The following is a 26964-nucleotide window of genomic DNA, read 5'->3' as shown; positions in this document are numbered from 1 at the left end:
AGAACAAATTTACTTCACAAAATTCTGCACCATTTTGTTCCTCCGGCGAACACTCGAAGCAATTTTGTATCTTCGCCAACGTTTGTTCCATGCTCGTCGTGCGATTTCTCCCGAAGGTGCCCTATGGTTTACAACCATCGCCTCTTGGGCGATCAGCCCATTTTGGAGCGTCGCATGGAAGAGGGCATTGACGACAATTCCTTTTACTCCCGCCGGATGATAGACGGGCGAACCGTCGACACTTCCCACTGGGCCAGCCCCGACGAGGGAGCACTTACTGGTGACCGACGCGTCCTGTACCTTGCGAGAAAGCAGGCGGTTTCGCTGTATCTTTCCGGTGCCTCGGCCGATAGCATCAGGCGGCTGACGTCGCTTGGCACAAGACAGGTCTATCGTCTCATCCGGGAGCGCTGCCTTGAGACGCATCCCGACGGGCGTCCTTATGGCTGGCGCGGACTTGTACCATGGCTCCGAGTCAAGCCATACCGTCGTAGCAGGAAGGTCCATGTCGACCAGTTCGGCCGCGGCGCTGCGGGCGCGATGCAGGCGCTGCTGGATTGCCAGCCGGCGCTTCGTCAGGCATTTGAGGCGCGTATCCTTGCGAGCGCCTCAGCCAAGCGGCTAGTCGAAACTAAACAGTCGAGAAGGCGTCATTGCGCGTGGTTTCTGGACCAATTGCGTAGCTTCGGGTACGAAGCGCGAAACGAATGGCCGTTCAATACATCGAGCCTTGGCTACTATTCGATCTGTCGGTATATCGACAAGGTGCTGTCGGCCAACCCAAGGGCGCTGGCCGCGGCGAGTGGCGGGCCGAATTTGGCTTTGAAGCTGAGGTCCGGTGACGGAACCGGGCGGCCGGTGCTGAGGTTCATGCAACGCGTCGAGATGGACGCGCACAAGCTAGACGGACGTTTCTGCGTGTCGCTTCCGCTCATGGGGGGCGGTTTCAAGGAGAAGATCGTTCATCGTCTCTGGGTTGTTGTGATCCTGGAGGTCATTTCGCGCGCGGTGCTAGGGTACTACTTCAGCGTGAGACGGGAAATATCGAATGATGACGTCATGCGCGCGCTGAAGCGGGCATTGGGCAGATGGTGCCTGCGCCCGGTCAGTTTTTGCGATACGCCGTATCTACCTGAAGCCGGGCTTCTTTCCGCTCTGGGTAACGATTTCGTCGGACTATGCTGGGACGAGACCAGCGTAGATGGCGCGCTTGCCGAGACTTGTCAGCACGTGCGGGATGCGCTGCGCGACAGCGTCGGCTCCACGCTACTGGACCCGAAGACCTCGTTTTCGAAACGTCGAAGCAAGGATGACCGCCCGTTCATCGAGGCGTTTTTCCGCAATCTGGCCGGACAGGGATTTCAGCGTCTTTCCAACACCACCGGCGCCAATTTCCAGGACCGCAAGGGAAGACAGCCGGAAGAGGTCGCCCTGGCGAGTCGATTCCAGTACGAATATGCGGAAGAGCTGCTGGACGTGCTCATTGCCAACTACAACGCGACACCGCACAGCGGGATTGGTAACCGCACGCCGCTCGCGTATGCGAAGTTCTTGTACCACCATTCGCAGCAGAGCTTCCGGCGAGCCGACCCCGCTGTCGTGGACACGCTATTCAGCATCCGCAAGCGCTGCATCGTGCGCGGGGGCGCTGCGAGCGGGCGTGCCCCGTTCGTTGAGTTCCATTACGGCCGTTACACCAACGACGTGCTGCACAACCGGCACGACCTTGTCGGATCCGAGATCTGGGTGGTCTGCCACAAGGAGGATGACTGCCGGGTGGCGCTTGCCTCCACGCTGGACGGTATGTCACTCGGCGTGTTGCGGGCAGCACCGCCTTGGAACATGTCGCCGCACAGCCTGTCGCTACGTGCTGCAATTTGCCAGGCGTGCTCTCACGGAAAGTTTGCGATCCCGGCAGGCGTCGACGCCATCGATGTCTTCATGCGCTACGTGGAGAGCCAGGCGCACAACCGCTTGCCGGTCCATCCGGCCTACCTCGAGGCACGGCGCATACTGACAGCCGCAGCCGATTCATCAATCGGGCCTTCCATGCTGGATGCAGCAATGGCTCGGGCCAAGGCAGGCAGCAGTTTTTCGAACCATAGCAAGGGGTCCGCGCAGGAGCCGACGGCAAGACGCGCGCAGTCTGGCGCCGCGGACCCGCCGAAGCCTCCTGCGGGTTCCACGCTGCCTCCGCGTCGAATGGCGCAGTCGAGGTAAGCCATGTCCTTCTCACTGCCCGAGCGCATCGATCCACGGCACTGCATCGTGACGAAGCAGTACGCGGTGTATACACCGCCCATGCACGAAATGATCGAGCAAATCGGCGAATGGATCGACCAGCAGCGCCCCGGCGGCTATATCTATGGCGCGTCACGCCTGGGCAAGTCCCGTTGTTTGCAGTGGTACGTTGCAAACGAATTGCAGGAGCGCTTCAAGGCCGTCATGCCCCTGGTGGTGTGGAATCGCCGCCCCGACAGTCAGAGTAGTGAAGCGGGATTCTGGCACCAGCTCCTACTCGCCTCACGCTTCGAATTCGCCAACCCGGCAAAGCCACCGAAGAAAGCCGAAGGCATATACCTGTGCAAGCAACGCTTCATCGCCATTGCGAACAACGCGCAACGGAACTACGTGGTGCTGCTTATTGACGAAGCGCAGGACCTGACGTTGCGGGAGTGGAAATGGCTGGCCGGCCTGCAAAATGAGCTCGATTACGAGGGCTATTTACTCAGCGTATTTTCAGTCGGCTCACACCAGTTGAACTATCGCCACGAATATATGGCCATCACGGGCAACGCTCACGTCGCCGCGCGCTTTATGGCAGCGCATGCGCGCTTCCACGGCCTGCGCTCCCCCGAGGAGATCGGGTACGTGCTCAACGGCTACGATATCGACTCCGAGTGGCCGCCAAGCAGCGGCGTTCCGTACTTGGAGTACTTCGCACCGGCGGATTATGCGGCAGGGCGCCGGCTCGCCGAATGCGCGGCGCAGCTGTGGAAAGCGCTGATGGAGCTTTCGCCCGAATCGGCGCGCCGGCATTTCGAGTTTCCAATGCAGCATGTCGCGAAAGCGACCGAGGCGATACTCTTCCAACTGGCGCGGGGCGAAGACTGGGACGACGTGACCTCCCACGAGAGCTGGTTGCGAGAACTCGCAAAAGCGAACTTCCCGGACCACATGAGGATCATCTCGACGGGTAGTTGACATGGCGGCCTACCCATCGGTGAACTGGTGGCCGGGAAACCTCCGTCCGTACGAGTCGAGGCTGTCGTTCGTCGCCCGCTTCTGCGCACTGAATGGCATCAACGTCCGAAAATGCGCGAAGTTTTTGAGTGTGGAGCCCGATAGCAACACGCCGCTTCCGATCGACGAAATCAGGCGTCTGGCGTCCGTGCTCGGTGAGACCGCGCCGCTTGTCGAAGACGTTTTCTCGCCTTCCATACGGTTCATCGATGTCGGCCGTTATGGCCCGCCTCCCGATAGTCGCGAGCGAGGTGCCATCCGCTATTGCGAGACCTGTGTGCAGCACGGCTACCACAGCTACCTGCATCAGCTTGGGTGGCTTTCGCGGTGCCCATTTCACCTGAGCGAGCTGAAAACGACCTGGGCGCAGAAGCACACCGCCAGCCTCGTGTCGCAGCGCGTGGGCGCGTTGGAGTTCGTGATGCGGCAACGCTGCAGGACGTGGCCGCACGGCATTGATGCCGGCTTTCCCGCCCGAGAGCAGGGGCGTGTTGCGTCGCTCGCTGGCTGGGTCGCACGGGCGAGCGTCGCTGCCGCGCGTATGTCGCTCGGCGAGATCTGGTCGTCGGGCAACGATGGCATGCCGGGGGCCGTCTCCCTCGACCAAGCGTTCGGCCAGCTGCGCACGCTTGAGCCCCCGCCCGAGGACATCGAGCAGCTCCTTATCGAAGCCGGTGATCGGTGGACTCTGGAAAGCCACGCGTTTGCGCGGCAAGCGAAAATCCAGCTCGGCCGCCTCAGGTTGTGCCACCTCAGCTTTGCCGAAGTTCTTCACTTCTATATACGCATCAACGCCGCTTCGGCGAATCCGTCTTCGTTTGTCACTCGCCTGCATGCCATGCAGGACCGGCAGACTCGCCATGGCACCTGTCGCTGTCGGTGGAGGCTGACCAAGGCGGGATGGCTTTCCCGCTGGGTCAGCGTGCATCCGGAGGAGGGGCCCCGCTGGGGCCTGATCTGCCCATACGATATCGCGCTCAACGAACTTCAACTCGGCTGGGGCCGTTCGGACCTGGTGCTCTCCAATCGGCAGGCGGAGCAGGAACGGCGGCGCTTCTCCTGCGTTTCTCACGCCATGCGCGACTTGGGCCTCATCCGCTATACACGGGATGCAGCGGTAGCGCCGGCGGGTTATCTATATGCCGATCAGGACGTCTGGACCTGCTGCGGGTGGGTCCGGGAATCGGCGCTAAGCGCAGTGCTCGATATGGCGGTCGCGTGGGAAGCCGAGCTGACGTTCGACGCGCTGACCACTTGGCTAGATGACATCGATCGGGGTGTCGATCCACTTGAGCGCGACGATTCCAAATCTTGCGTCCGCCTGTGCGAAACCGACGATGGCCTGCTGCTGATCAAATGGACGAGGGCAGAAGCGAATGTGCGTCGGGGGCGATCCCGGATCTGAACGCGACGCACCGTGGGCAACGTGAAAGCCGTTGGCTTGCGGCGTATCGACGCCAGAGTTTCGGCCCAGGGGGCTCGGAACAAAATTGTGCAGAAAACGGAAACAAAATTGTGCAAACCAACGTCGGCAGTCTCGGGAGCGGTTTGAAGCCTTATTATAGACATAAGCGGACTTATGTCTAAAGTATATCGTGTTGTGTTTGATAAATAACGTATTACGTAGTAATATTTATCTGTCTTAAGACACTTTTTTTACCCGATGGCCACCGCCGATCTGGAGTTGACCGACGCTGCGCTGCAGGCCGCCATGGCCGACGACATTGCCGAGCTGCGCGGCCGTTTCCCCGAGACCCGCGCGCTGTACCGCGAGGTTTGCGGCCTGCTGTTCTTCCGCTACGGCGTCACGCCCACCGCCAACAAGCTCTACAGCCTGGTGCGCAAGGGCAGCATGGGCACGCCCGCCGAGGTGCTGCAGGGGTTCTGGCAGGAGCTGCGTGGGCGCACGCGCGTCACCATCGACCATCCCGACTTGCCGGATGCGTTGAAGGACATCGCGGCCGGGGCGGTCCAGACCATCTGGCAGGCGGCCAACGAGGCCGCCACCGGCGAGCTGGCCACGCTGCGCGCCGAGGCCCGCCATGCGGCCAGCGTCGCCGAGGCCGAGCGCGACGCGGCCCGGGCCGAAACCACCGCCGCGAGGGAAGAGGTGGCCGCCCTCTCGGCGCAGTTGGCCGAGGCGCGCGCGGCGCAAGACGCCGTGCAGGCGGACCTGGCCGCGGAGCGCCAGGCGCACGCGGCGACCCAGGCCCGGCTCGAGGCGGGGCGGGCGGAGTTGGAGGCCGCCGGGCGGCAACTGGCGGAACTGCGCACCCAATTCTCGAGCGAGCTCGAGCGCGCCCGCGAGGCGGTGACCCTCGCGCAGGAACGGGCCGAGGCCAGCGAGCGGCGCGCCTTACGCGAACTGGATGCGGAACGTACCGCGCGGCAGCAGAGCGAGCGCACGGCCGAAGCGTTGCGCGGCGAACTGGTGGCGGCGCGCAGCGAGGCGCGCGACGCGGCGGTGGCGCAGGCCGAAGTCCGCGCCCGGCTCGAGGTCCAGGCCGCGGCGCTCGCCGATCGGCTCGCCAGTGCCGAGCAGGCGCAGCGCAAAGCGGCGCACGACCTGGACGCGGTGCAGGCGGCGTTGGGCGTGGCGCAGCGCCGGGCCGAACGAGCCGAGGCCGAAGCGGCGCTGGCGCGCCAGCTGCTGGCCACCCTGCGCGTCGCGCCGCGCGAACGCGACGGCGGTGGCGCTGGTGGAAGGCGGCGCAAGGGCGGCAGTTCGGCGGCGACCGCGCCGGAAGAGCAGGGCGACGGTCAGGGGGACGCTCCGCAGGATGAGCGGGGCGAAGAACAGGGCGACGAGCCGGGGGCGGCGCTACCCAACAATCAGGACGAAGGCAACGACGGCAGCGATGACAGCAAAGACTGAGCGGGGGACGCGATCCGCTGAAGCGAACGACACGCAAGAGACAAGGTCTCACCGTCCATGGGATAAGGAAGCGTCTGCACGTGCAGTGACTTCAATGAAGGAGAACGAATTGGCCCCAGAGCAAGTGGTTGAACCCCTTGTCGTGAGCAATGCGACGGACGGATTGGGTCAGATGGAGCTTCCCATCGCTGAGGCGATGCGCGACGCGGATCCCGTCAGTGGTGAAGCCAGTGGTGCAGGCGTCGGTAGTGGCAGCGTTGACACTCAGGCCCAACGCTTGGACTTCTGGTCGACAAGCCGGAATAGCGGCCCGACGGCGACCGTGTCATATCGGCGCCGGCGGCCTTACGCAGCCCCGGACGCTTCAACGGAAGACGTGGCACCGGAAGCATCGATGGAAGCTGCCGCCTCGGAAACGTTGACTGGATCTGACGCGCCGGAAGCGCTTATTGAAGCCATGCCCTCGGAAGCGACCACTGAAGCCGTGGCCGAAGCTCCGGTTGAAGTCCTGGCCACGGACGAACCGACGGAAGCTGCCGCCCAGGACGAACTGACCGAAACGGCCGCCCCGGTCGCACCGCTTTACGCCCCAGCTCCGGAAGCTGCGCCGGAAGAGACGCGGGCCCCGAAGCGCGGTCGGAAGCCGAAAGCGCTCATCGAAACTGCCGCTCCGGAAGCAGCGCCGGAAGAGACGCGGGGCCCGAAGCGCGGTCGGAAGCCGAAAGCGCTCACCGAAACTGCCGCTCCGGAAGTTGCGCCTGAAGAGACGCGGGCCCCGAAGCGCGGTCGGAAGCCGAAAGCGCTCACCGAAACTGCCGCTCCGGAAGCTGCGCCGGAAGAGACGCGGACCCCGAAGCGCGGTCGGAAGCCGAAAATGCTAGCTGAAGTTGCCGCTCCGGAAGTCATGACTCACGAAACCCCAACCCGGAAGCGCGGGCCGAAGCAGATAACACTGCCTGGAGTGGAGGCTGCCCCGGAAGCACCAACTCGGAAGACGCAAACTCGGAAGCCGCGACAGGAGCAAAAAGCGCCTACCGCAACCCAAAGCCGGTCCCAATCCTCACTGCTCGCCCAACTGGCATCTGTCAATGCGCAACTTGAGCAGTTGCGAGCCACGGAAGTGCCAAAGGTCGTGGAAAAGATTCGGCAGTGGATGCAGGAGTACGACCTCAGCATTGAGGACATTGCGGGCAAGCCCAGTGTTGAGCCCGCTGCCCGCGCTGTTCCGGCGAAGGCCGCGCCGCGTCCGAGGTACCGCAACCCGAAGACGGGCCAGACCTGGTCGGGGCGCGGTCGGGCTCCCGCGTGGATTGGCAAGAAGCCCGAGCGTTTCCTAATCGATCTCTTGTACTGAACGACAGGTCGGCGGGCGCGGCCGGTCCGCCCCCATTCTGACAAGCAAACTCGGCAGGCCGGAAGTTCGGCGGCCACTGCGCAGGAAGCCCAAGGGGAAGAGCCGGGCAACGAGCCGGGGGCGGCGGCGCTGCCTAACAACCAGGACGAAGGCAACGACAGCAGTGACGGCAGCGATGACAGCAAAAACTGAGCGGGCGGACGCGATCCGCTGGATCCAGGCGCAGATGGACGACTACGGGCTCACCCTCGAAGAGCTCGACGCGGCGGGGTGCTTCGCGCCACCGCCGCCCCCACCGCCGCCACCGGCCGCACCGCCGGCGCCGGTGGTCTGCTACCGCAACGCGGAAGGGCTCACTTGGGACGGGCAGGGCGAGATGCCGTCATGGCTCAAGCGCGCGGTCAATGCGGGGCAGAGCGTTGAGTTTTTCCGGGTTGGATAGGGGCCGCCGATGCATTTGGCCCGCAGACCAACAGCGATCTGACGAGGGCTAACCGACACAACCCACGACGACCCATTTATGAAAGTACACGTTTCCACCCTGTTGTGGCTCGCCGCCATGGCGAGCGGCGGTATGCTGCCCCTCACGCAGGCGCACGCCGGAGTGTTCGACGATGAGCAGGCGCGCAAAACGGTCATCAACCTGCGCGACCAGTTCAACAGCTTCCAGGCGACGGCGACCCAGCGCATTGAGCAGAATAGCCGCACTACGCTCGACCTGCAGAACCAGCTCGAAGGTCTACGCCAGGAACTTGCGCGGCTACGCGGCCAGAACGAAGTGCTGCAGAACACGGTAGCGACGCTGCAGAAGCAGCAGAAGGACTATTACGCCGACCTGGATGCGCGCCTGAAGAAGTTCGAGCCCCAGCACGCTTCGGTCGAAGACCGCCAGGGCACGTCGCCGCCGGGCGAGAAGCCCGAATACGACGCCGCGCTCAAGCATTTCCAGGCGGGCGACTTCAAGAGCGCGGGGAATTCGTTCTCGTCGTTTATCAAGAAGTATCCGCAGAGTTCGTACCTACCGCTGGCGCAGTACTGGCTCGGCAACTCGCTCTACGCGCGGCGCGACTATAAGGGATCCACCTGGGTGCTGCACAAAATGATCGATGCCAACCCGACGCATCCCAAGGTGCCGGACGCCATGATCGCGGTGGCCAATAATCAGCTCGAGTCCGGCCAGACCCAGTAATCGACGCTTTGGGCAAGCTGCGCGACCTGTATGCGAGGGGCGATCGACGCTTACCCGATGATGTGACCGCTCCTCGCCTAGGGCAACCCTGGCTCGAGGCCGTCAGCGGTGCGGATCGCGAGCGCGCCTTCCGAGCATTTGAAGTCGCCACCCTGTTTGCCTTACGTCGGGCTATTCGCAACGGCTCGGTTTGGATCGAGCATTCATTGAGCTTCCGAGGTCGAGAGCGCTTATTTCTGCCAGCCGAGCGTTGGCAGGCTGAAGCTCGGCGACACCATACGCGGCTGTCGCTGCCAGCCCAAGCTGACGACTTCCTCAGGCCGTTACTTGAGCGCGTGCGCACAGGCATTGCCGCAGTGGCGGCAGCGACGCAAGCTGGCACGTTACGCGTTGATGACGAGTTGCACCTGGCACCACTAGCGGCACAGGAAGAGGATCCTGAGGTCTCAAGGCTGCGGGCCCGCCTTGACCACCACATCGGCGATGTCCAGCTACCTGAGGTCATCCTGGCAGTGGACGCCCAGGCGCGCTTCAGCTGGCATATGCTCGGCCGCGAACCCCGGTCTGAGGAGGAGCTGTTGATGGTATACGCCGGCATCCTGGCGCATGGCACGAGTCTGACGGCGGCCGAGTGTGCCAGGATGATTCCGCAATTGTCGGCCACAAGCATCCGCCAAGCCATGCGCTGGGCGGGCGATGAGCGGCGACTGGCTCAGGCTTGTAAGGCAGTTCTGGAGTTCATGCACCGCCATCCGATCGCGGCAAGTTGGGGCCGGTCGGACCTCGCGTCCTCGGACATGATGAGCTTGGAAACGAGTCAGCGTGTCTGGCAAGCTCGGCAAGACCCACGGCGCCACACCGCCGCGGTCGGCATCTATACTCACGTTCGAGATCGGTGGGGGATCTTCCACGCCCAGCCGATTGTGCTCAACGAAAGGCAGGCCGGCGCGGCAATTGAGGGTGTCGTTCGGCAGGAGCGAATCGAGACCACACAATTGGCGGTCGACACCCATGGCTATACGGATTTTGCCATGGCCTTGGCCAGGCTTCTGGGATTCGACCTCTGCCCGCGGCTGCGCGAGCTCAAGCAGCGTCGGCTATTTGTGCCCCGCGGAACCGCTATCCCCGATGAGATCGCAACCGTTTGCGTTGCGAATGTGGATACTGCAGCCATCGAGGCGCATTGGGACTCCTTGGTACATCTGGCGGCCTCGGTGATGTCGGGACACGCCAGCGCGGTGGCTGTGCTGGGCCGATTTGGCTCGGCCGCCCGTGGTGACCCGCTCTACGACTCCGGCGTGCAGTTGGGTAAGCTGCTGCGCACCGCCTTCCTAGCCGACTACTTCGTCAATGCCAGCTTTCGGCGTGAGTTGCTGCGAGTGCTCAATCGCGGCGAGGCGGTCAACTCACTGAAGCGGGCAATTTATACAGGTCGGGTCTCGGCTACGCAAGCCAAACGTACAGACGAGGTGCAAGCCGTTGCCGACGCGTTGAGCCTGTTGGCAAATATTCTGATGGCGTGGAATACCACCCAGATGCAGACGATGCTCGACCAGCAGATGAGCCGGCGCCAGCCCCTGCCAGCCGAGTTGTTCGGACGCATCGCGCCAACGAGGGTGGAGGGCATCAACTTGCGAGGCGTCTATCGCTTCCCGATTGAGCATTACACCGGACAGTTGCTGCCGTCACAGACTGCACCCAAAACACGGGCTGCGAGCTGAAATCAGACTTGCATTGCCTCCACCTGCGTATGATCGAAGGGAAGGTAAAAATCCATTCATATTCAATGACTTATCTCGACACGCCCGCGCCAAAGCTGGGTTAGCAAACCGTCGTAAATTGCACCAAAATCAAAGCCACCCCTTCTCGGGTAAAAAACGGATCGATGCCTGGCTTGGTATCCACAGTCTTGCCTGATCGGGTATGGTCAAGGCCCGGCGAAAAGGCCAAGATCGCGCCCGGCAGTGGAAGCCCGGCTGCCCGCGCGGCGAGCGTTGCCGTCACTGTCAGAGCGCCACCCGCGGAATCGCCAGCAAAAGCGATCATGGTTGCGTCCACTCCGTCTTCCAACAGGGAGCGGTACGCGGCAACGCAATCCTCGATTGCCGCCGGAAACGGGTGCTCAGGGGGAGGCGGTAATCGAGCGAGATTGCGCGAAACCCCGTCCGCGTAACTAGGCTCGCGGTCAGGCCCATCGCCGTTTGCGGCGATCCCAACGAGAACGAGCCGCCGTGGAAATACAGAATCGTTCCCGGCCTGTTTTCACCATTGGACTCGACGAGTACCGCTGGGCGATTCGCAATCTGGATTTCACGCGTCCGTGCATCTGGGATCGGGAACAGCCCCATGAGGGCGGTAAATTTTTTCCGCATTTCTTCAACGGGCTGCGGCGCGAAGCCACTGGAGCCTTTTCGCAGTAGCGCGTCCACGGCCTTACGTTGTTTTCGGCTCATACTGGCACTCAACTCTGTGCTGTTGGACGAATAACGATGCTTCCAACATCCACTTCTGGCGGTTGCTCAAGAGCAAAGAGGATGCCCCGCGCGATCGCATCAGGCGAGATCGCAATACCTCCAAGCCGCTCGTCAATCAGTTTCTTCGTGGCTTGATCCGTGATGCTGTCACCGAAATTCGTGGCGATCACCCCGGGAGAGATTTCGGTCACACGGAGATTTGGGCCTGCCTCCTGCCTCAGCACCTCGGTTGCCGTGCGCACTGCGTTTTTAGTGGCGGCATAGACGCCCATGGTTGGGACGATCTGGATGCCCGCCGTTGAAATGACGTTGAGCACATGCCCGCTCCCCTGTTGCGCAAACACCGGCAAGGCAGCAGCGATGCCGTAAAGCGTGCCGCGCAAGTTAATATCTATCATTAAATCCCAGTCCTCGACACTCAGCGCATCGAAACGAGAGATCGGCCCAACCCCTGCGTTGTTAACCATGACGTCGAGCCTGCCACCTCGCTCGACCGCCAATGCGACAAGCTCTTCAAGCTCGCCCCGGTGGCGTACATCGGTTGTCTTAAATACAGCTTTGCCGCCCGCGGAAGTAATTTCGTCCACAACGGCCTGAAGCGCTGATTCGTTGCGAGAACCCAGCACAACGAACGCACCACGCTCTGCAAGTAACTTCGCCGTCGCACGGCCGATCCCGCTGCTTGCCCCCGTGATCGCGACAACTTTGCCTCTGATGCTCACGACTTCTTTCCTTTACAAAATAATCTTTGAAAAGGATATGCGATGGATTCAAGATCATCTATGCTAAGAAGTATATGAAATTGTCGCAATCGTCTAAAACTGTGCTCGACCCCCTTCCTTGACGTTCTCGGTGCAAGGGTGACCAGACGCACTCGACTGGAAGCTACGGGACGATGGGCGCTCGAATTTCCTGCCATCGACCGGCTCAAATTTGTCGCCATGCTGCGTGGGAGCCAATGGATGCTGCTTCCTGGGCGCGCACCACAGCTTATGAATGAGGGGGACATATGCTTGCTTGGACGCACTGCATATGTGGTGGCCAGCGACCCGGACGTGATGCCAATTGACGGTCAAACCGTTTTCGGTTCCGGCTGCGACGTAGCGTGCATCGGCGGAGACGATACGATTGGAGTCGGGGGAACAGTCACGTTCGCTGCCTCAAACGCAGATTTCCTGCTTGAAAGGATGCCGGATTTCATGATCGTTCCTCGATCTTCGCCCGCATCTGAAGCAATCGCGACGATCCTCGCGCTTGTGAGTAACGAGATAGAACGCAAGATGATAGGCAGCGAGATCGTGAGTGCTCGCCTCGCCGACGTGCTGGTAGTGGAGGCGATCCGAACTTACGCGAGTGATGTCGAGAAAACCGAAATGGGGTGGCTCGGTGCTATTTCAGATCCTCGCCTCGGCAAAGCACTTCGCGTAATTCACGAAGATGTTGCGCAACCGTGGACGGTGGCTCGACTTGCTAGTGTGGCCGGCATGTCGCGCGCAGCCTTCTCTGCGGAATTTACACGCCGGCTAGGACAGCCGCCACTTGCTTACTTACGAGCGTGGCGTCTTACCATTGCTCGTGCGGCATTGATGCGGGGTGATACGACTATCGCTCGCATAGCGAGCAAGGTCGGCTACACGTCACAAAGCGCTTTTTCCCACGCTTTTCGACGTGCCTTTGGTTCTCCTCCGAAAGCTAATGTTCAGTCGTGACAAACTTCATAGCTAATTGTTATTGGAGTTCGAGTCGCTGCGTCAAATTGACCATCCTCGTCTGTCCAGAGTCCAAGAAACACTACTTCGACGAACAATGGCAGTCATAGCCTGCCCTAACCGCGGCTCGATCACCGGTTTCCACGGCACCAGCGAGACATGCCGTCATCGAGCATCGCGTAGCGCCCGCTGGCGAGCATGAGGCTGCGCCGGTAGATGCCGGCCACACGCTGCCCGTCGGCCGCCGGCCGATGCTCCAGGCCGGTTTCGGCGGCAATGTCCTTCGCGGCCTGCGCCAGCTCGCGCCCGCGCAGCGTCGCCAGCAAATTGCGCGCGAAGACGACGCGCTGCCCGCGATGCGCGCACGCCAGGTTGTTTGTACCAATGTTGCAGGCTTCGCTATTCCGGCTTGAGGCCGAGTTGATTGGCAATCTGTTGGTACCGAGCCGTTGTCGCGGCGAGCATATCGCGGAACACCCTGGGCGATGTAGGTGACGGGAGGAATCCCAGCTTTTCCGCGAACGCCTTGAATTCAGGATCCCGCAGGACCTTGAGCATCGCCGCGTTCAGCGTATCGACGACATGAGGATCCATGCCAGCCGGCCCAAGCACGCCGATATAGTTGTCCTCTACGTAACCCGCGATGCCCGATTCAACCAGCGTGGGTACGTCGGGAAGGAGAGGGTGGCGGTTGTCGCTGGTTACGACAAGCGGCTTAGCGCGGCCTGATTTGATGTTTGGCAGTTCTGCGGCAACGCTGTCAAACATCACGGAAACCCTACCCGAAGTCACATCAATAAAACCTTCAGGCGCTCCGCGGTACGACACGCGCATCAGGTCGACACCGGCCAGCGCCTTGATTTGCTCGGTCGCAAACATGATACCCGGCGACGGGGAGGCATAGCTCAAGTTTTTCTCTTTCCGTGCCATCTGGACAAATTCCCGGCCATTGTTGGCCGGAAGGCCCGGGCTGCTGATCAGTACAAGTGTCACCCTGACCAGGCTGGCAATAGGAGTGAAGTCCTTCAGCGTATTGAGTTTGTGCGACGAGTACAACATTGGCCCGATAATCAGCGCGTTGCCGCCGACAAGCAAGGTATGCCCGTCGGGCGGGCTCTTGGCGACAACGCCAGCAGCAATGTAGCCGTTTGCGCCGGGCCGATTCTCAACGATAACAGGTTCGCCCAGTGCCTGAGACAGCTTCTGGCCGAGCGCCCTGGAAAGCATGTCGCTGCCGCCGCCCGAGGTGTAGGGAACAATCAACCGACGGGGCGTCGGGCTATCATGGGCGTGAGACGGCACAGAAACTGTCGTGACCAATGTACAGAGGAACAACGCAATCGATTTTTTCATGACCGGTGTCTCCTTAATATTTTTTGGGGCAGGGCGGCGCCCACGGTGCTACTGCTATGCGAGATTCACGAGAATGGTCTTCATCTGTGTGAAGTGGTCCAACATCGCCTCAAGCGACGCCTCCTTGCCCAAGCCCGAATTCTTGTAGCCGCCATATGAAAGACCAGGCTGGGCTACGATATTTTGGTTCACTTGCACGAAGCCGGCCTGAAGCCTCAGGCTGGCATCCATTGCAGTCTGCAGATCCCGGGTCCACACTGACGCGGTGAGGCCGTAGTCCGTGTCGTTGGCCATCACCAACGCCTCCTCATAGCTCGAGAATTTTATGACGCAGACGACCGGACCGAAGATCTCTTCGCGCGCCAACTTACTATCGTTGGTCAGGCCGGTGAACATCACAGGGCGCACGAACAGCCCGGCCCGTAGTGCCTCGTTTGCTGGCAGTGTCGAGCATTCGACCGCGGTTGTGCCGGGCAGGGAACGCCCGGTTTCAATGTAGCCGCACACCTTGTCGTACTGGGCTGGCGAGATGATGGTGCCGATATCTGTGGACTCGTCCATCGGATCGCCAATCGTCATCGCGTCGACCAGCGCCTTCACCTTGATGACAAACGCGTCGTGCACCGACTCATGCACGATCATCCGGCTGGAGGCCGAGCAGCTTTGGCCCTGCCGGGTGAAGCGCATGCCGGCCACAGCGCCAGCGGCAGCCTGATCCAGGTCAGCGTCGGGCATGACGATCATGGGGCTCTTGCCGCCCAACTCAAGCGTGACGGGGATCAGCTTCTCGGCCGCTGTTTTATAGATGATCTTGCCGGTTTCCACCGACCCGGTGAAAGTTATCTTATGCACACTCGGATGTGCGACCAGTGGCGCTCCGCACTCCGGACCGTGGCCCGCGACCACGTTGAGCAGGCCCTTGGGCAGCACCTGGTTCAAGATCTGACACACACGCAGCACCGCCAATGGCGCCTCCTCGGCAGACTTCACCACGACAGCGTTACCCGCCACGAGCGAAGGCCCAATCTTCATCGCGAGGATATACATTGGCGCATTCCACGGCAGTATCGCGCCAACGACACCGATCGGCTCGCGCACCGTGAGGGTCAAGACATCCGGCCGGTGGGGCACCGTCTCGCCCTTCAGCTCCGAGGCCAGTCCGCCGTAGTACTGCAGCATGTCGGCGATACCTTCGGCTTCGGGACGGCTCTCGGTTCGAATCGCCTTGCCGGTCTCCAGCGTCACCAGGCGAGCCAGTTCCTCGACGTGTGAGGCCAGCAACCGGGCGCACTCGATTACCAAGGCACCGCGCCTACGCGCCGGCGCATTGGCCCACTCGCGCTGGGCGCGATGCGCGGCCCGGACGGCGACATCCACGTCATCGGCAACGCTGAAGGGCGCATCCGCGATCTTGCGGCCGGTGGCAGGGTTGATCACAGCGAAGGTTCTGCCCGAGCGCGCGGGCGTGAGCTCACCGTCGATGAAATTGTGCCCGCTCAGGGTTCGGGCCAGGTCTTCGGCGTTTAGATTGGGATGGAGCGTGTTAGCTGACACAGATGTCTCCTGGGCTATGCAGTATTAATTGAGGAAAGTGCCGTCTTCGATCAACTTGGATACGACGGTCCAGTCGTGCGCGCCGTAGCCAGAGTCACTTAGCTGCCTATACAGTTGGACGGCCCTGGCACCAAAAGGCGTTGCTGCGCCAACCTCATTGGCGGCAGACGCGACAAGGGAGAGGTCCTTAAGCATCAGATCCGCCGCAAATCCAGGCACATAGTCGCGACTTGCGGGCGATGAGGGTACCGGGCCCGGTACCGGACAGTTGTTTGTGAGTGTCCAACATTGGCCGGTTGACTGAGTGATGATGTCGTACATCGTCTGATAGTCCATGCCGAGCTTACGGCCCAGGATGAAGGCTTCCGAGACCACTGCGCTGCTGACACATGCGATCAGGTTGTTGCACAGCTTGGCAATCTGGCCATTGCCGATGGCCCCGGCATAAAAGATCCTGGCGCCCAACTGGCGCAAGACTGGCTCAGCCTGATCGAACGCCTGCCGATCGCCGCCGACCATGAATGTCAGCCGGGCATCCCGCGCGCCTGCCTGGCCGCCGGCCACGGGCGCGTCCAGCATCGCAAAGCCAGCTTGCGCCGCTTCGGCGGCGACGGCACGTACCGCAGAAGGTCCTATCGTGGAGCTCTCGATCAGCAAGGTTCCCGGCGTCGCGACCTTCAGGACACCGTCTGCTGCGCAGTACAAGCTTTTCACGTCATTGGCGTTTCTAACGATGGAAATGACAATCGACGCACCGTCGACTGCTGAGGCGATGGAGCGATGTGATTGCCCCCCATGTTCAGCGAAGCCGGCCATTGCGGCTTCCGAGATATCGAATCCCCGAACTTCGTGGCCTGCACGTATAAGGTTCAGAGCCATTGGCATGCCCATGTTGCCGAGACCAATGAATGCGATTCTTTTCATTTTTCTTACCCCTTATTTGTCAGTGAACTATCCGATTCCGCATGGAGCGGTGCGAGACTCGCGATGACCGCATCGCGATCGTCCTGTTGAGGGCGAAGCATCCTGGGAGCATCGTTTACTGTGCGCGAGTAGCGCGGTGCCGGGCTGGGTTGAATGACGCCGTCGATTGTCGCGAACACCCCGCGCGCGCGCGCGTGCGGGTGATTGGGTGCCTCGCTCATCGACAGTACCGGCGTGACGCAGGCATCGCTGTCGTCGAATATGCGGCACCATTCGTCACGGCTGCGGCTCTTGAAGATCTTGGCAAGCTTGGCCTTGAGACCCGGCCAAGCTTTCGGGTCCCGCTGGCAGTCGAAGTCCGGGTCATCAACCAGACCCAGTCTCTCTCGCAAGAGTGCATAGAACTCGGGCTCAACCGCGCCGATCGCGACGTGCTTACCATCGCTGGTCTCATATGTCTCGTAGAAATGCGCGCCGGTGTCGAGGAGATTGACGCCGCGTTCGTCGCGCCAGACGCCGGCGGAACGAAGCGACCACATCATGCCCATCAGCAAAGCGGTGCCATCGACCATCGCGCAGTCCACCACCTGGCCTTCACCCGAGGTTCGTGCATGCAGGATGGCGCTGACCATGCCGAACGCAAGCAGCATGCCACCGCCACCGAAGTCGGCGACCAGGTTGGCGGGTGGCGTTGGCTTGCCACCCTCGCGCCCGAAGGCGTGCAAGGCACCGGCGAGCGCGATGTAGTTGATGTCGTGCCCGGCTCGTTGCGCGAGGGGTCCCTCCTGGCCCCACCCCGTCATTCGCCCGTACACAAGCCGCGGGTTGTCTGCCAACAAGACCTCGGGCCCGAGCCCGAGTTTTTCCATGACGCCTGGGCGGTAGCCCTCAACAATGCCGTCTGCGCTGCGTGCGAGCGCTCGGGCCTCGCGCACGCCGTCGGGCGTCTTGAGATCAAGGTGCACGACACGGCGCGAGCGTGCCAGAACGTCCTTGCTCGCATCCATGATGCCTTGACGCCAGGCCGGTACATGTCGCGCCACACGGATCACGTCCGCGCCGTTATCGGCCAGCATCATGCAGGCGAACGGTGCAGGGCCGATCGCTCCGAACTCGATGATCCGGACGTCTTTCAAAGGTCCGCTCATGGTTGTGCTCCCACAACGGACTCGCCTGCGGCATCCGCTTCGTCCATGCGACCGGCGACCACATGACCTGCAAAGGCCTTGTCGATCTGCGTCGTCGTCTTGCCCAGGCTCGTGAGGAGTTCGCTGGTGTCCTCTCCGAGCAGGGGTGGCCGACCGCGGCTGGCCGCGGGTGTCAGTGCAAAGCGAATGGGGGATCGCAACTGACGCACTTTTCCGAGCAGTGGATCGTCATCGTCGGAGTACGTGCCATTGTGCAGGACCTGCGGGTCAGCGAAGAACCCGGGAAGGTCGTTGACGCGTCCAAGCGGCACGCTGTACTTCTCGGCAAGCGCCTCGATGGTGGCCGTGTCGATCCTTTGCGCACTGCACCGGATTTCATCCCACATCGCCTCGCAGTGATCGCGACGCTCTTTCACGCCAGCGAAACGGGGATCATCGATAAGATCCAAGCGGCCAAACATTCGACATAGATTCCTGAACTGCTCGTCGGTAAAGATATGACCCATGACATGGCCGTCCAACGTCCTGATCGGAAAGTAGGTGTTGGGTAGGGCATGCGCACCGATACCTGGCGTTTGAAAGTAGTGGTTCACCATGAGATCCGGCAGCATAAATGCGGCGTAGGAATCCAGCAGCGATACGCAGACCCGCTGGCCCTTCCCACCGGTCCGTTCGCGGTGGACGAGTGCGGCAAGGATTGCCTGGGCGGCGGTGGCAGCGGTAATCTTGTCGACGACCGAATTGCGGACAGGCTCGGGCTTGTCCGGGCTTCCGATGCTCGGCATGGTCCCACTCAACGCCTGAACGACGTGATCGTACGCGGGCCGTGGGGCGTACGGTCCATCTACGCCGAAGCCGTTGATCGACGCGTAGATGAGCTTTGCATTGGTCTGGCAAAGGGCATCATGCCCGAGCCCAAGTTGCTCCATGACGCCTGGGCGGAAGTTTTCAATCAACACATCGGCCGTCAACGCCAGCTCGCGCGCCAGCGCTTGTCCCGAAGGGGACTTGAGATCGATGCACATGCTCCGCTTGCTGCCGTTGAACAGAGCGAATCCGGCCGATACTCCCTGGTGCTGGGGGTGGCCCTTGCGCATGGGATCACCACTGATGGGCTCTATTTTGATTACCTCGGCCCCAAGGTCGGCCAGCATCTGGCCGGCGAACGGCCCCGCAACCATCGTTGCGAATTCCAACACGCGCAATCCTGCGCACGGACCGGACGCTTTGTCCCCGTTGTCGGTAGTCATATTGTTCCCCGAAGTTACTGTACAGCTCGGCGGCGTGTGTGCGACTTTGCCGCTGGGCTCCCCACGTCAGCACACCCGCCATGCGTCTGGCATCTCGCGGACGAATCGTTCACCCTGTTGTCTTCCTGCCTCGGCTGCCACACGGCGCCGGCTCGGATCGAAGTTGTTCTGCCCGATCGCGGCTTCACTGAGCGAGTCGGGAACAATGAGCACGGCATCGTCTCGCTTGCCACAGCCGTCGATCTCGGACTGCACGGTGAGGCCGGTCAGATTGCCAGGTCGAGGCGAGATGACGATGCACCGGTCGAATCTCCGTGCCAGCTTGGCATTGGTTACCGATACGCTGCCCCCGTCCACCCAGCGTTTTCCTCCGGCGACAATCACGGGCCAGATTCCCGGTGCCGCACCGCTGGCAGCGGCTGCGTGCACGAGGTCGATGCCCGAATCGCTGGTAAGCAGGTGCAACTCGCCACTGTCCACGTCGATGGCGGTGAGCGTGAGTCGGTCGGACGGCCAATCATCGCGGTCGAGCCGGTCTCGAACGACAGCCAGGCGCAGCCGTATGTCAATAGGAGATGCCGCCAGGGCAAACTCGCCGATGCACCGTCCCGCGAGATGCTCGTTTCCGGAGCATCGCCTCAGAATCGTGGTCAGGGTCTCGATGACGTCTAACGATGAGGCTACCGGCACCTCTTGTACGCTCGCGGAAACCTGCCGTTCGTATGCCCATGAAATACCCCTCTGGTCAAGGAGTGCGGAGCCGGCAAAGGCGCCGGCCGATGTCCCTATCACTTCGCTTACGCCGAGCAGGTCAATGCCACCAGACGCAAGTCCGTGGAGCACCCCAATCTCCCAGGCGAGCCCGAGGACGCCACCGCCCCCAAGAATCAATCCGCGGTTCATGCTCTAAATACCCGTTATCTTGACTTGTTCACAACCCCGCACCGGAAGACCGCCGGCAGGCGGGCTTCCGGACTGCGGGGCGCCGATGGAACTGCCTCAGCGCAGAATGAAGGCTTCCTTGATGGGCTCGCGGGTCATGCGCCAGAACTCAACGTGCCGCCATGGCGTCGGAAGGAGGGGCCGCCCCTTCTGGTTGGTGTAATAGGTATGGGCACGCCGCTCCCAGGCCCAGATCGACCCGGCCATCTTCTCGTCGAGCCTGCGGTTGTGTTCATCAAACGCTTCCTGAGTCACCTCGAGCGAGCGGGCACCCTCCTCGACCAACATCTGCAGGCATTCCATCGCGTAGTGGTTGACGACCTCCGCCATGAAGTTGTGCCCACCGGCATGTCCGGCCCCTGTATGCGGGCCGGAGTTCACGAAGAGATTCGGGAATTTTGGTACCATCCCGCCCAGATACGAGGACGGACTGTTGTCACGCCAGACGTCGGACAGCCGTACGCCGTTGCGGCCCTCCACCTGGATCGGCGACAGCCAGTCGAGGGTCAGCCCGGTTGCGTAGATGATGACGTCCAATTCGATCAGCTTGCCGTCCACGGTAAGAATGCCGTCCGGAACCACCCGCGCGAGCTTGCTGGTTTCGAGGGCCACGTTCGGCTGCGACAACGCGTAGTAGAAGCCGCCAGGGGCAAAATCGTATGGGTCACGCACGCTACGCTTGCCCAGCGGCGCATAGTCCGGCGTCAGCTTTTGAGCCAGCTCGCTGCCCTCACCAAAACACGAGTTGATGTAGTTGATGCAGAACTGCATCAGGCGGTCGTTGGCCGGTGAGATGGAGATGTGTGTCTTCGCCCATTCCGGATCCGTGCGAACGATCGGATATCCGACCTTGTCGCTATAGGTCCAGTATGACTTCAGCCTGTCCCAGTGCAGGAAGTACGGCAGATGCTGGCGCGCCCACCGCTTGCTCTGCGGGATATCCCCGTCTCCCGCTTGGTTGGGAATGATCCACATCGGCTGGCGCATAAAGACGGTGAGGTGATCAACTTCCTGCGAGATCTTGCCGATCACCTGCACACCGGTAGCTCCCGTACCGATGATGCCGACCCGCTTGCCACGCAAATCGACGTCATGTTTCCAGCGGTTGGCGTGAATCGATACGCCTTTGAACGTCTCGCGACCTTGCAGGTCAGGATAGTTCGGGCGGTTGAGATGGCCCAGGCATGACATGACCGCTGTGGCGCGCACCTTCGAGGCCTCGCGCCCCTTCTTGACCACCATCAACTCCCATTCCTCATCCTCTTCGATCCACTGGATCTTCAGCACTTCGCTCTCGAGCTCAATGAACTCGCTCATGTGGTGCTTCTCGACAATGCCTTCGAGATAGCGCAGGTACTCCGAGCCCACCGGGTAGTAGTTGCTCCACGACGGATTGAGCTCGTATGACAATGAGTAGTACGTGGCTGGTGTATCGACCGCGACACCTGGGTAGTCGTTCGCCGCCCATACGCCTCCGACCTTGTTGTTGCTATCGAAGATGCGGTAGCGGAATCCGCGGTCCTTCGCCTGGATGGCGGCCGCGATGCCAGTCATGCCGGCACCAATGATGGCCAGTTCGATACGCTCGGTCGGGCGACCGCGCTGAGGCAGCACAGGCATGTTGCGTACGAAGCCAGCCTGTTCGAGAAGCATGTCGCCAAACTCGGCATCGATCGGCTCGCCGGTAACCATCGCTGCCATCTTGAGAAACAGATCGGGCTCCAAATCGTAGCCGGACAGGTATTCCGTCTGTTCGGAGGGAGGCTTGTCCAGCGCGGCGACTGCCAGCTCGATCATTTCCTGCCGGATTGCCCCGGGGATGGTGGCGACCTGAGCGAAGCCCTTTAGCGTTTCGACCACCTTCACGCCGGGCATGAGCTCGGCCTTGTCCGGCATCTTCAGTTCCGGCGCGTAGCGGCTGAGCAGCGCTGGGTCACGCGTGATATGCACAAGTGACGCCAGCAGCAGTGCGGGGTCAACTTCTGCAAGGTATTTGCGAAGGTCAGATTCTGCAATACGACGTTGACGCGCAATGTTTGTGAAGATTTCGCGAAGTTCGCTCCTGGGCGAAATCGGATTGGTCCGGGCAGTGGATGCAATGGCTGCATCGGAAGTATCAATGAACATAGTGGATTAGCGTTTCGATCAAGTGGTTGTTCGTGTGGCACGGCCTTCCAGACTGCGGGGACCATGCCGTCCCTGGTCACGTGTTGGAAGTGTAGGAACGGCGCACCGCCGAGCCAACAGGAGCCCGTGAAGATGAGAACTTCGCAAAACGCGATAGGCAACGTCTGCGAGCGCTTGGCCAGGCAAAGCGCACGCGCGCTGACGCAGTGCAGCAGCGTATGGAGTGCCAGACAGAAGAAAGGTGGGAATTGCTCGAATTGAGCAAGTGAGTACTTCGTGAAACGGTGCAATGCACTCGGATGTGCGCCTCTAAACTTCAAGCGACTGAAGACTGGAAACAAGAGGCGACGAGATGGGAACAAAGGTGCATGCTGCCGTGATGGTGCAGGCCCGCGAACTCCAGGTGGAGTTGCTGGACCTGGATGAACCGCACGATAACGAAGTGATGGTGGAGATTGCCGCGACAGGCGTGTGCCATTCGGACCTGTCCGTGTATCGGGCAGTGCTCCCGACACCGTTGCCGGTGATCCTGGGACACGAAAGCGCAGGCGTTGTCGTGGGCATGGGATCTCATGTCTCGGGCTTGGCGATCGGCGATCGCGTGGTGCTCAGCCTGCTCGCTCAGTGTGGCAACTGCTTCTACTGCAACCATGGCCAGCCGGTGCTGTGCGAGTCTGGCCAGCCATCGATGCTTCAAGGCACCATGTCAGATGGCACCACGCGTTTTGCCTGGAATGGCACACCGGTTTTCCAGATGGCCGGCCTGGGAACGCTTGCGCAGCGGGTTGTTGTACCCGCTTCATCGGTCGTTCCGATCCCGAACTCGCTGCCGCTGGAGCAGGCGGCATTGCTCGGCTGCGGGGTCATGACGGGCTGGGGCGCGGCAGTAAACACGGCAAAGGTCGAGGTCGGCGAAGCGGTGGCCGTTCTTGGTTGCGGTGGTGTCGGCTTGCATGCGGTCCAGGGCGCGCGCGTCAGCGGGGCCAGCATGATCATAGCGATCGATCCCCGTCCCGATCGCCTGGAGCTGGCGCGGTCACTGGGTGCGACCCATCAGCTCCAGCCTGCGCCCGGCCTGGTGGAAAAGGTGCGCGCGCTCACCGGCGGGCGAGGCGTCGAGGTCGCGTTGGAAGTCGCCGGGCGCCAGCAATCCATCGACGACGCCATACGGATGACAAGGCGTGGCGGTCGCGCCGTCATCGTCAGTGCTCCGGGCAAGGACGTGGTGGTGAATATATCCGCCTTTGGCGGACTGGTTCTTACCGAGAAGACAATCCGTGGCTCGCTTTATGGCTCAGCGCACGTGCGCCGCGACATTGCGCGGCTGGTTGAATTGTACGACGCCGGCAAGCTGCAACTAGCCAACCTCGCGTCAGTCATCTATTCGCTCGACCAGGTTAACGAGGCCATGGCCCATTGCGCCATGGAGGAGGGCGGTCGGGCGATTGTGAAGCCATGAGTTCGCACGCGATGACAGATCACCGCGCACGCGATGCCAACGAACAGGAACACCAATGATGCTTCCTCAGCCAACATCGATCACGCAGCACCTGATTGATCCCGCTATCTGCATCCGCTGCAACAGCTGCGAGGAGTCTTGTCCGATCGGCGCTATCACGCACGACCACAACAACTACGTGGTCGACGTCGAGCGCTGCAGCCATTGCCGTGCGTGCATCCCGCCGTGCCCAACAGGTGCGATTAATCACTGGTACTCGCTGCAGCAGCCGTACACCCTTGAGCAACAGCTTTCGTGGCAGGACCTGCCGCCACCGACGCAACCGAGCACCGAGATCCGTGCCACCGAAGGTCCTGTCAGCGTGAGGGCGCCCGCGTCGGCGAGTGCGCCAGCGCTGCATCTTTACAGCCGCGCTGCACCGGCCGTCGCAACGGTGAAATTGCGCCAGCGGGCCACGGCGCTCGACGCTGACGATGACGTTTGGCACATCGTACTGGATTTCGGAGACCAGTCGATGCCCGTATTGGAGGGCCAGAGCATTGGCATCCTACCGCCCGGCATCGACGCCAATGGGCGCCCGCACATCGAGAGGCTGTACTCGGTCGCCAGCGCACGAACGGGCGAGCGGCGGGGCACCAGCACCGTGGCGCTGACGGTGCGCCGCAAGCCAGGCGGTCTTTGCTCAAACTATCTGTGCGACCTGGTGCCAGGCGAGACGGTGAGGGTCGTCGGCCCGCTGGGCGACACGTTCCTGCTGCCCATGGAAAGGTCCGCCAACCTGATCATGGTCTGCACCGGCACGGGCGTCGCGCCCTTTCGGGGCTTCATTCAGCATCGCCTGCGCAGTATGCGCGACGCTAGCGGCAGCCTGATGCTGTTCTTCGGGGGCCGTCGTCCTGTAGAGCTGCCTTACTCCGGCGAGGAGAACGGGTTACCGGAGGGCTTCGTAGAGCACTACTTCTGCTTCTCGCGCCAACCGAACGAGCCCCGGATGTATGTGCAGGACGGAATCCGGGCCGCCGGCAAGCGAATCAGGACGCTTCTGCAGGACGAACTCACGCACGTTTTCCTGTGTGGTCGCAAGGGCATGGAAACCGGTGTGGAGGAGGCTTTCGCGGATGTCCTTCGCGGGGATGGGACATCTGCATGGCCAATGATCCGGGAGAGCCTGCTGACCAGCGGACGCTATCACGTTGAAACCTATTGACCTTTTCCAGGAGATCCCAGGTGACCGACACCAACCAGCACTCACTACCCCATGACGGGTATGACCTTCTCTCCGACCACTATGTACAGGAGGCGCATGTCCTGTGGAGCGACATCCGTTCCAGCGGCTGCCCGGTTGCGCATAGTGAAAAATGGGGGGGATCATGGCTGCCCACCACATACGAGGACATCCACCACGTCGCTCAAAATCCAGCCGTGTTTTCATCGCGTGCAGCAGAAATTGCGGGCGAGGTACCTTCGGAAGGTTCGGGCCTTGTGTTGCCACCGCTGACCAGCGACCCGCCGGATCACAAGATCCACCGGGACTTGCTCGAACCCTACTTTACGCCCGCTCGCGTTGCAGCGATTGAGCCCTATGCACAGAGCATCGCTCGTCATCATGCGCAGAGGATTGCCGCCAATGGCGAAGCTGACCTTGGTGACGATTTCTCCAAGCCGTTTGTCCTGTCGCTGCTGACACGCTTCCTCGACGTGCCCGAGGACCGTCAGGAGCGCTTTATGGACTGGGCCATCCGGGTTCTGAAGTATGGGCCGTTCGACCAGGAACTGCGCAAGGCGGCTTTCGACGAAGCCTTCGCCGATCTCGAGCAACTGCTCGATGAGCGGGCACAGGATCCCGGCGAAGACCTCGTCAGCCATATCGCGACGGCCACGATCGACGGCAAGCCCATCTCACGCAAGCACCGAATCGGTAGCCTGCTGCTTGCCGTCCTCGCCGGCGCCGACACTACATGGAACGCGCTCAACGCGAGTCTGAACCATTTGGCCGACAACCCGGCCGACCGGGAAAAGCTCATCAATGAGCCTGCTTTGTTGAGGACTACCGCGGTTGAGGAACTGCTCCGCTTCTACGCGCCGCTGTCTATCGCGCGCGTCACCACCCAGGAGGCAGAACTGCGCGGGCGCTGCATCGGCGCTGGCGAGCGGGTGATTCTGGCCTACCCGGCGGCGAATCGTGACCCAGCGGTATTCGAGAACCCGGACGAAGTGCAGCTCGAGCGCAAGCGCAACCGCCACCTGACCTTCGGGGTGGGCGTGCACCGGTGCCTCGGGTCCCACCTCGCCCGGATGGAGATGCGCGTCGCCATCGAGGAATGGCTCAAGGCGATTCCGAACTATGAGCGCATATCCGGCGCGGTTAAGTGGTCTGCGGGCAATGCCCGCGGTCCTGAGAATGTGCGTATCCGGGTGCTTTGACGCCTGGTTTCCAAAAGCAGATACAGAACAAGGAGACTCCGTTGAACAGCACAGTTATCCTGGAAAAGGACGGCGCGGTGGCACGGCTGATCTTAAATCGACCGGAGAAACACAATGCTCTGCGCTTCGATGAGATGGACGATCTGGTTGCCGCCTTGCGGGATGCCGAGTACGACGATGACATCAAAGTCATCATCCTGAAGGGCAACGGGCCCTCATTCTGCGCTGGGCACGACTACAACGATGCAGTCAAGTCGTACGGGCTGGAGCTGACACCGGACGGCGGCAAGCCGCGCCGCCCCAGCCAGAGAATGCGCTTGCAGCGGGACCGACGTCTGGGTATGAGCTACATGGCATTCCAGAATTCGGCCAAGCCGGTCATCGCGCAGGTCCATGGCCATTGCACCGGCGTAGGCATCTACCTAGTGGAGTTGGTGGACCTGGCGATTGCCGCGGAGGACGCCTGCTTTAGTCATGCGGAGCAGCGATTTGGTCTCGCCGGCAATACCTGGCACATGAACTCGCAGATCCTGATGTACGGCGCCAAGGTTGCTCGGGAACTGATGCTGCTGGGCGAGCGCTTTAACGGCAGTGAGGCTTGCCGGCTCGGTCTGGTCAATCGTGCGGTGCCGTTGGCGGAGTTGGAGTCTACCGTTGAGAACTGGGCCGGGCGTATCGCCAAGCACCCACGTGACGCCTTGGTGACGGGCAAGGCCATGCACCAGATGGCGCTGGAAAGCCTTGGCTGCGCGGCCCAGTTCACGCGGGGCTTCGTCGGTCACACTCTCGGTACGAACCTGAGGTTCGAGAGCGACGAGTTCAACTTCTTGCGCGAGCGCAGCGAGTCAGGCACGACAGCGACATTCAAGCTGCGCGACATGAACCATAGGGACGCCGATTGAGGCAAGGCCCGACCGCCAACCACGACGCACACCTGAG

At 61.6% G+C, this 26964-nt stretch carries 20 protein-coding genes and 3 pseudogenes; 13 read left to right on the top strand and 10 right to left on the bottom strand.

The features are described 5' to 3' along the window. Nucleotides 1-174 precede the first annotated feature (174 nt). The 8 genes and pseudogenes from KB879_RS32425 to KB879_RS32390 all read left to right on the top strand — a co-directional run. Complete coding sequence (locus KB879_RS32425; protein WP_211979736.1) at nucleotides 175-2220, top strand: hypothetical protein; 2046 nt, start codon at nucleotides 175-177, stop codon at nucleotides 2218-2220. Nucleotides 2221-2223: 3 nt separating this feature from the next. Then, nucleotides 2224-3204 carry an ATP-binding protein gene (locus KB879_RS32420; protein ID WP_013954257.1) on the top strand — a complete coding sequence of 327 codons (981 nt, stop codon included), beginning with the start codon at nucleotides 2224-2226 and terminating at the stop codon, nucleotides 3202-3204. Between the two features lies 1 nt (nucleotide 3205). Continuing rightward, entirely contained in the window at nucleotides 3206-4648 is a 1443-nt protein-coding gene (locus tag KB879_RS32415; RefSeq protein WP_211979737.1) for a hypothetical protein, read from the top strand. 258 nt (nucleotides 4649-4906) lie between these two features. After that, nucleotides 4907-6118: a DNA-binding protein gene (locus tag KB879_RS32410; protein ID WP_211983550.1), complete on the top strand. Its 1212-nt coding sequence runs from the start codon at nucleotides 4907-4909 to the stop codon at nucleotides 6116-6118. A gap of 94 nt (nucleotides 6119-6212) precedes the next feature. Continuing rightward, entirely contained in the window at nucleotides 6213-7472 is a 1260-nt protein-coding gene (locus KB879_RS32405) for an H-NS family nucleoid-associated regulatory protein (RefSeq protein WP_211983549.1), read from the top strand. Nucleotides 7473-7647: 175 nt separating this feature from the next. Then, nucleotides 7648-7914, top strand: coding sequence for an H-NS family nucleoid-associated regulatory protein (locus KB879_RS32400; protein ID WP_042876636.1), 267 nt, complete (start codon nucleotides 7648-7650; stop codon nucleotides 7912-7914). Between the two features lie 78 nt (nucleotides 7915-7992). Further along, a complete protein-coding gene (gene ybgF, locus KB879_RS32395; RefSeq protein ID WP_249221464.1) occupies nucleotides 7993-8661 on the top strand; it encodes a tol-pal system protein YbgF in 669 nt (222 codons plus the stop codon). Beyond that, nucleotides 8655-10382: pseudogene (locus KB879_RS32390) on the top strand (Tn3 family transposase); the annotation flags it as partial. The gene ybgF and the pseudogene KB879_RS32390, both read left to right, overlap by 7 nt. Before the next feature lie 136 nt (nucleotides 10383-10518). Here KB879_RS32390 and KB879_RS32385 read toward each other — a convergent pair. Both KB879_RS32385 and KB879_RS32380 read right to left on the bottom strand, forming a co-directional pair. Further along, a pseudogene (locus KB879_RS32385) lies at nucleotides 10519-11114 on the bottom strand (alpha/beta hydrolase fold domain-containing protein); the annotation flags it as partial. A gap of 8 nt (nucleotides 11115-11122) precedes the next feature. Next, on the bottom strand, nucleotides 11123-11857 hold the full coding sequence (locus KB879_RS32380) for an SDR family oxidoreductase (RefSeq protein ID WP_211983548.1): 735 nt from the start codon (nucleotides 11855-11857) through the stop codon (nucleotides 11123-11125). A 138-nt stretch (nucleotides 11858-11995) separates the two neighbouring features. Here KB879_RS32380 and KB879_RS32375 point away from each other — a divergent pair, with 138 nt between their 5' ends. Further along, entirely contained in the window at nucleotides 11996-12844 is an 849-nt protein-coding gene (locus tag KB879_RS32375) for an AraC family transcriptional regulator (protein WP_249221463.1), read from the top strand. Nucleotides 12845-12886: 42 nt separating this feature from the next. Here KB879_RS32375 and KB879_RS32370 read toward each other — a convergent pair. From KB879_RS32370 to KB879_RS32335, 8 genes and pseudogenes are all read right to left on the bottom strand, one after another. Then, a pseudogene (locus KB879_RS32370) lies at nucleotides 12887-13200 on the bottom strand (DUF3363 domain-containing protein); the annotation flags it as partial. Between the two features lie 43 nt (nucleotides 13201-13243). Then, nucleotides 13244-14197: a tripartite tricarboxylate transporter substrate binding protein gene (locus KB879_RS32365; protein WP_211983547.1), complete on the bottom strand. Its 954-nt coding sequence runs from the start codon at nucleotides 14195-14197 to the stop codon at nucleotides 13244-13246. Between the two features lie 54 nt (nucleotides 14198-14251). Then, entirely contained in the window at nucleotides 14252-15751 is a 1500-nt protein-coding gene (locus KB879_RS32360; RefSeq protein ID WP_211983546.1) for an aldehyde dehydrogenase family protein, read from the bottom strand. Between the two features lie 24 nt (nucleotides 15752-15775). Beyond that, a complete protein-coding gene (mmsB, locus tag KB879_RS32355; protein ID WP_211983545.1) occupies nucleotides 15776-16675 on the bottom strand; it encodes a 3-hydroxyisobutyrate dehydrogenase in 900 nt (299 codons plus the stop codon). A 5-nt stretch (nucleotides 16676-16680) separates the two neighbouring features. Continuing rightward, on the bottom strand, nucleotides 16681-17823 hold the full coding sequence (locus tag KB879_RS32350; protein ID WP_211983543.1) for a CaiB/BaiF CoA-transferase family protein: 1143 nt from the start codon (nucleotides 17821-17823) through the stop codon (nucleotides 16681-16683). Then, nucleotides 17820-19073 carry a CaiB/BaiF CoA-transferase family protein gene (locus KB879_RS32345; RefSeq protein WP_211983541.1) on the bottom strand — a complete coding sequence of 418 codons (1254 nt, stop codon included), beginning with the start codon at nucleotides 19071-19073 and terminating at the stop codon, nucleotides 17820-17822. Before KB879_RS32345 ends, KB879_RS32350 begins: the two co-directional genes overlap by 4 nt. Nucleotides 19074-19139: 66 nt before the next feature. Continuing rightward, nucleotides 19140-19976 (bottom strand): patatin-like phospholipase family protein, encoded by an 837-nt coding sequence (locus tag KB879_RS32340; protein ID WP_211983539.1) that lies wholly within the window; start codon nucleotides 19974-19976, stop codon nucleotides 19140-19142. A gap of 96 nt (nucleotides 19977-20072) precedes the next feature. Further along, nucleotides 20073-22142 carry an NAD(P)/FAD-dependent oxidoreductase gene (locus KB879_RS32335; RefSeq protein WP_211983537.1) on the bottom strand — a complete coding sequence of 690 codons (2070 nt, stop codon included), beginning with the start codon at nucleotides 22140-22142 and terminating at the stop codon, nucleotides 20073-20075. A gap of 352 nt (nucleotides 22143-22494) precedes the next feature. Between KB879_RS32335 and KB879_RS32330 the strand changes: the two genes are divergently transcribed. Genes KB879_RS32330 through KB879_RS32315 form a run of 4 tightly spaced genes read left to right on the top strand, consistent with a single transcriptional unit; the run spans nucleotide 22495 to nucleotide 26927 of the window. Beyond that, complete coding sequence (locus KB879_RS32330) at nucleotides 22495-23601, top strand: Zn-dependent alcohol dehydrogenase (protein ID WP_211983535.1); 1107 nt, start codon at nucleotides 22495-22497, stop codon at nucleotides 23599-23601. A gap of 55 nt (nucleotides 23602-23656) precedes the next feature. Next, on the top strand, nucleotides 23657-24808 hold the full coding sequence (locus KB879_RS32325) for a 4Fe-4S binding protein (protein WP_211983533.1): 1152 nt from the start codon (nucleotides 23657-23659) through the stop codon (nucleotides 24806-24808). Between the two features lie 20 nt (nucleotides 24809-24828). Then, nucleotides 24829-26025: a cytochrome P450 gene (locus tag KB879_RS32320; protein ID WP_211983531.1), complete on the top strand. Its 1197-nt coding sequence runs from the start codon at nucleotides 24829-24831 to the stop codon at nucleotides 26023-26025. Nucleotides 26026-26066: 41 nt separating this feature from the next. Further along, complete coding sequence (locus KB879_RS32315) at nucleotides 26067-26927, top strand: enoyl-CoA hydratase/isomerase family protein (protein WP_211983529.1); 861 nt, start codon at nucleotides 26067-26069, stop codon at nucleotides 26925-26927. The last annotated feature ends 37 nt before the right edge of the window (nucleotides 26928-26964 follow it).

It is taken from the genome of Cupriavidus sp. KK10 (assembly GCF_018223725.1).
GTDB lineage: Bacteria > Pseudomonadota > Gammaproteobacteria > Burkholderiales > Burkholderiaceae > Cupriavidus > Cupriavidus necator.
This window is presented reverse-complemented; position numbering and strand designations above follow the sequence as displayed.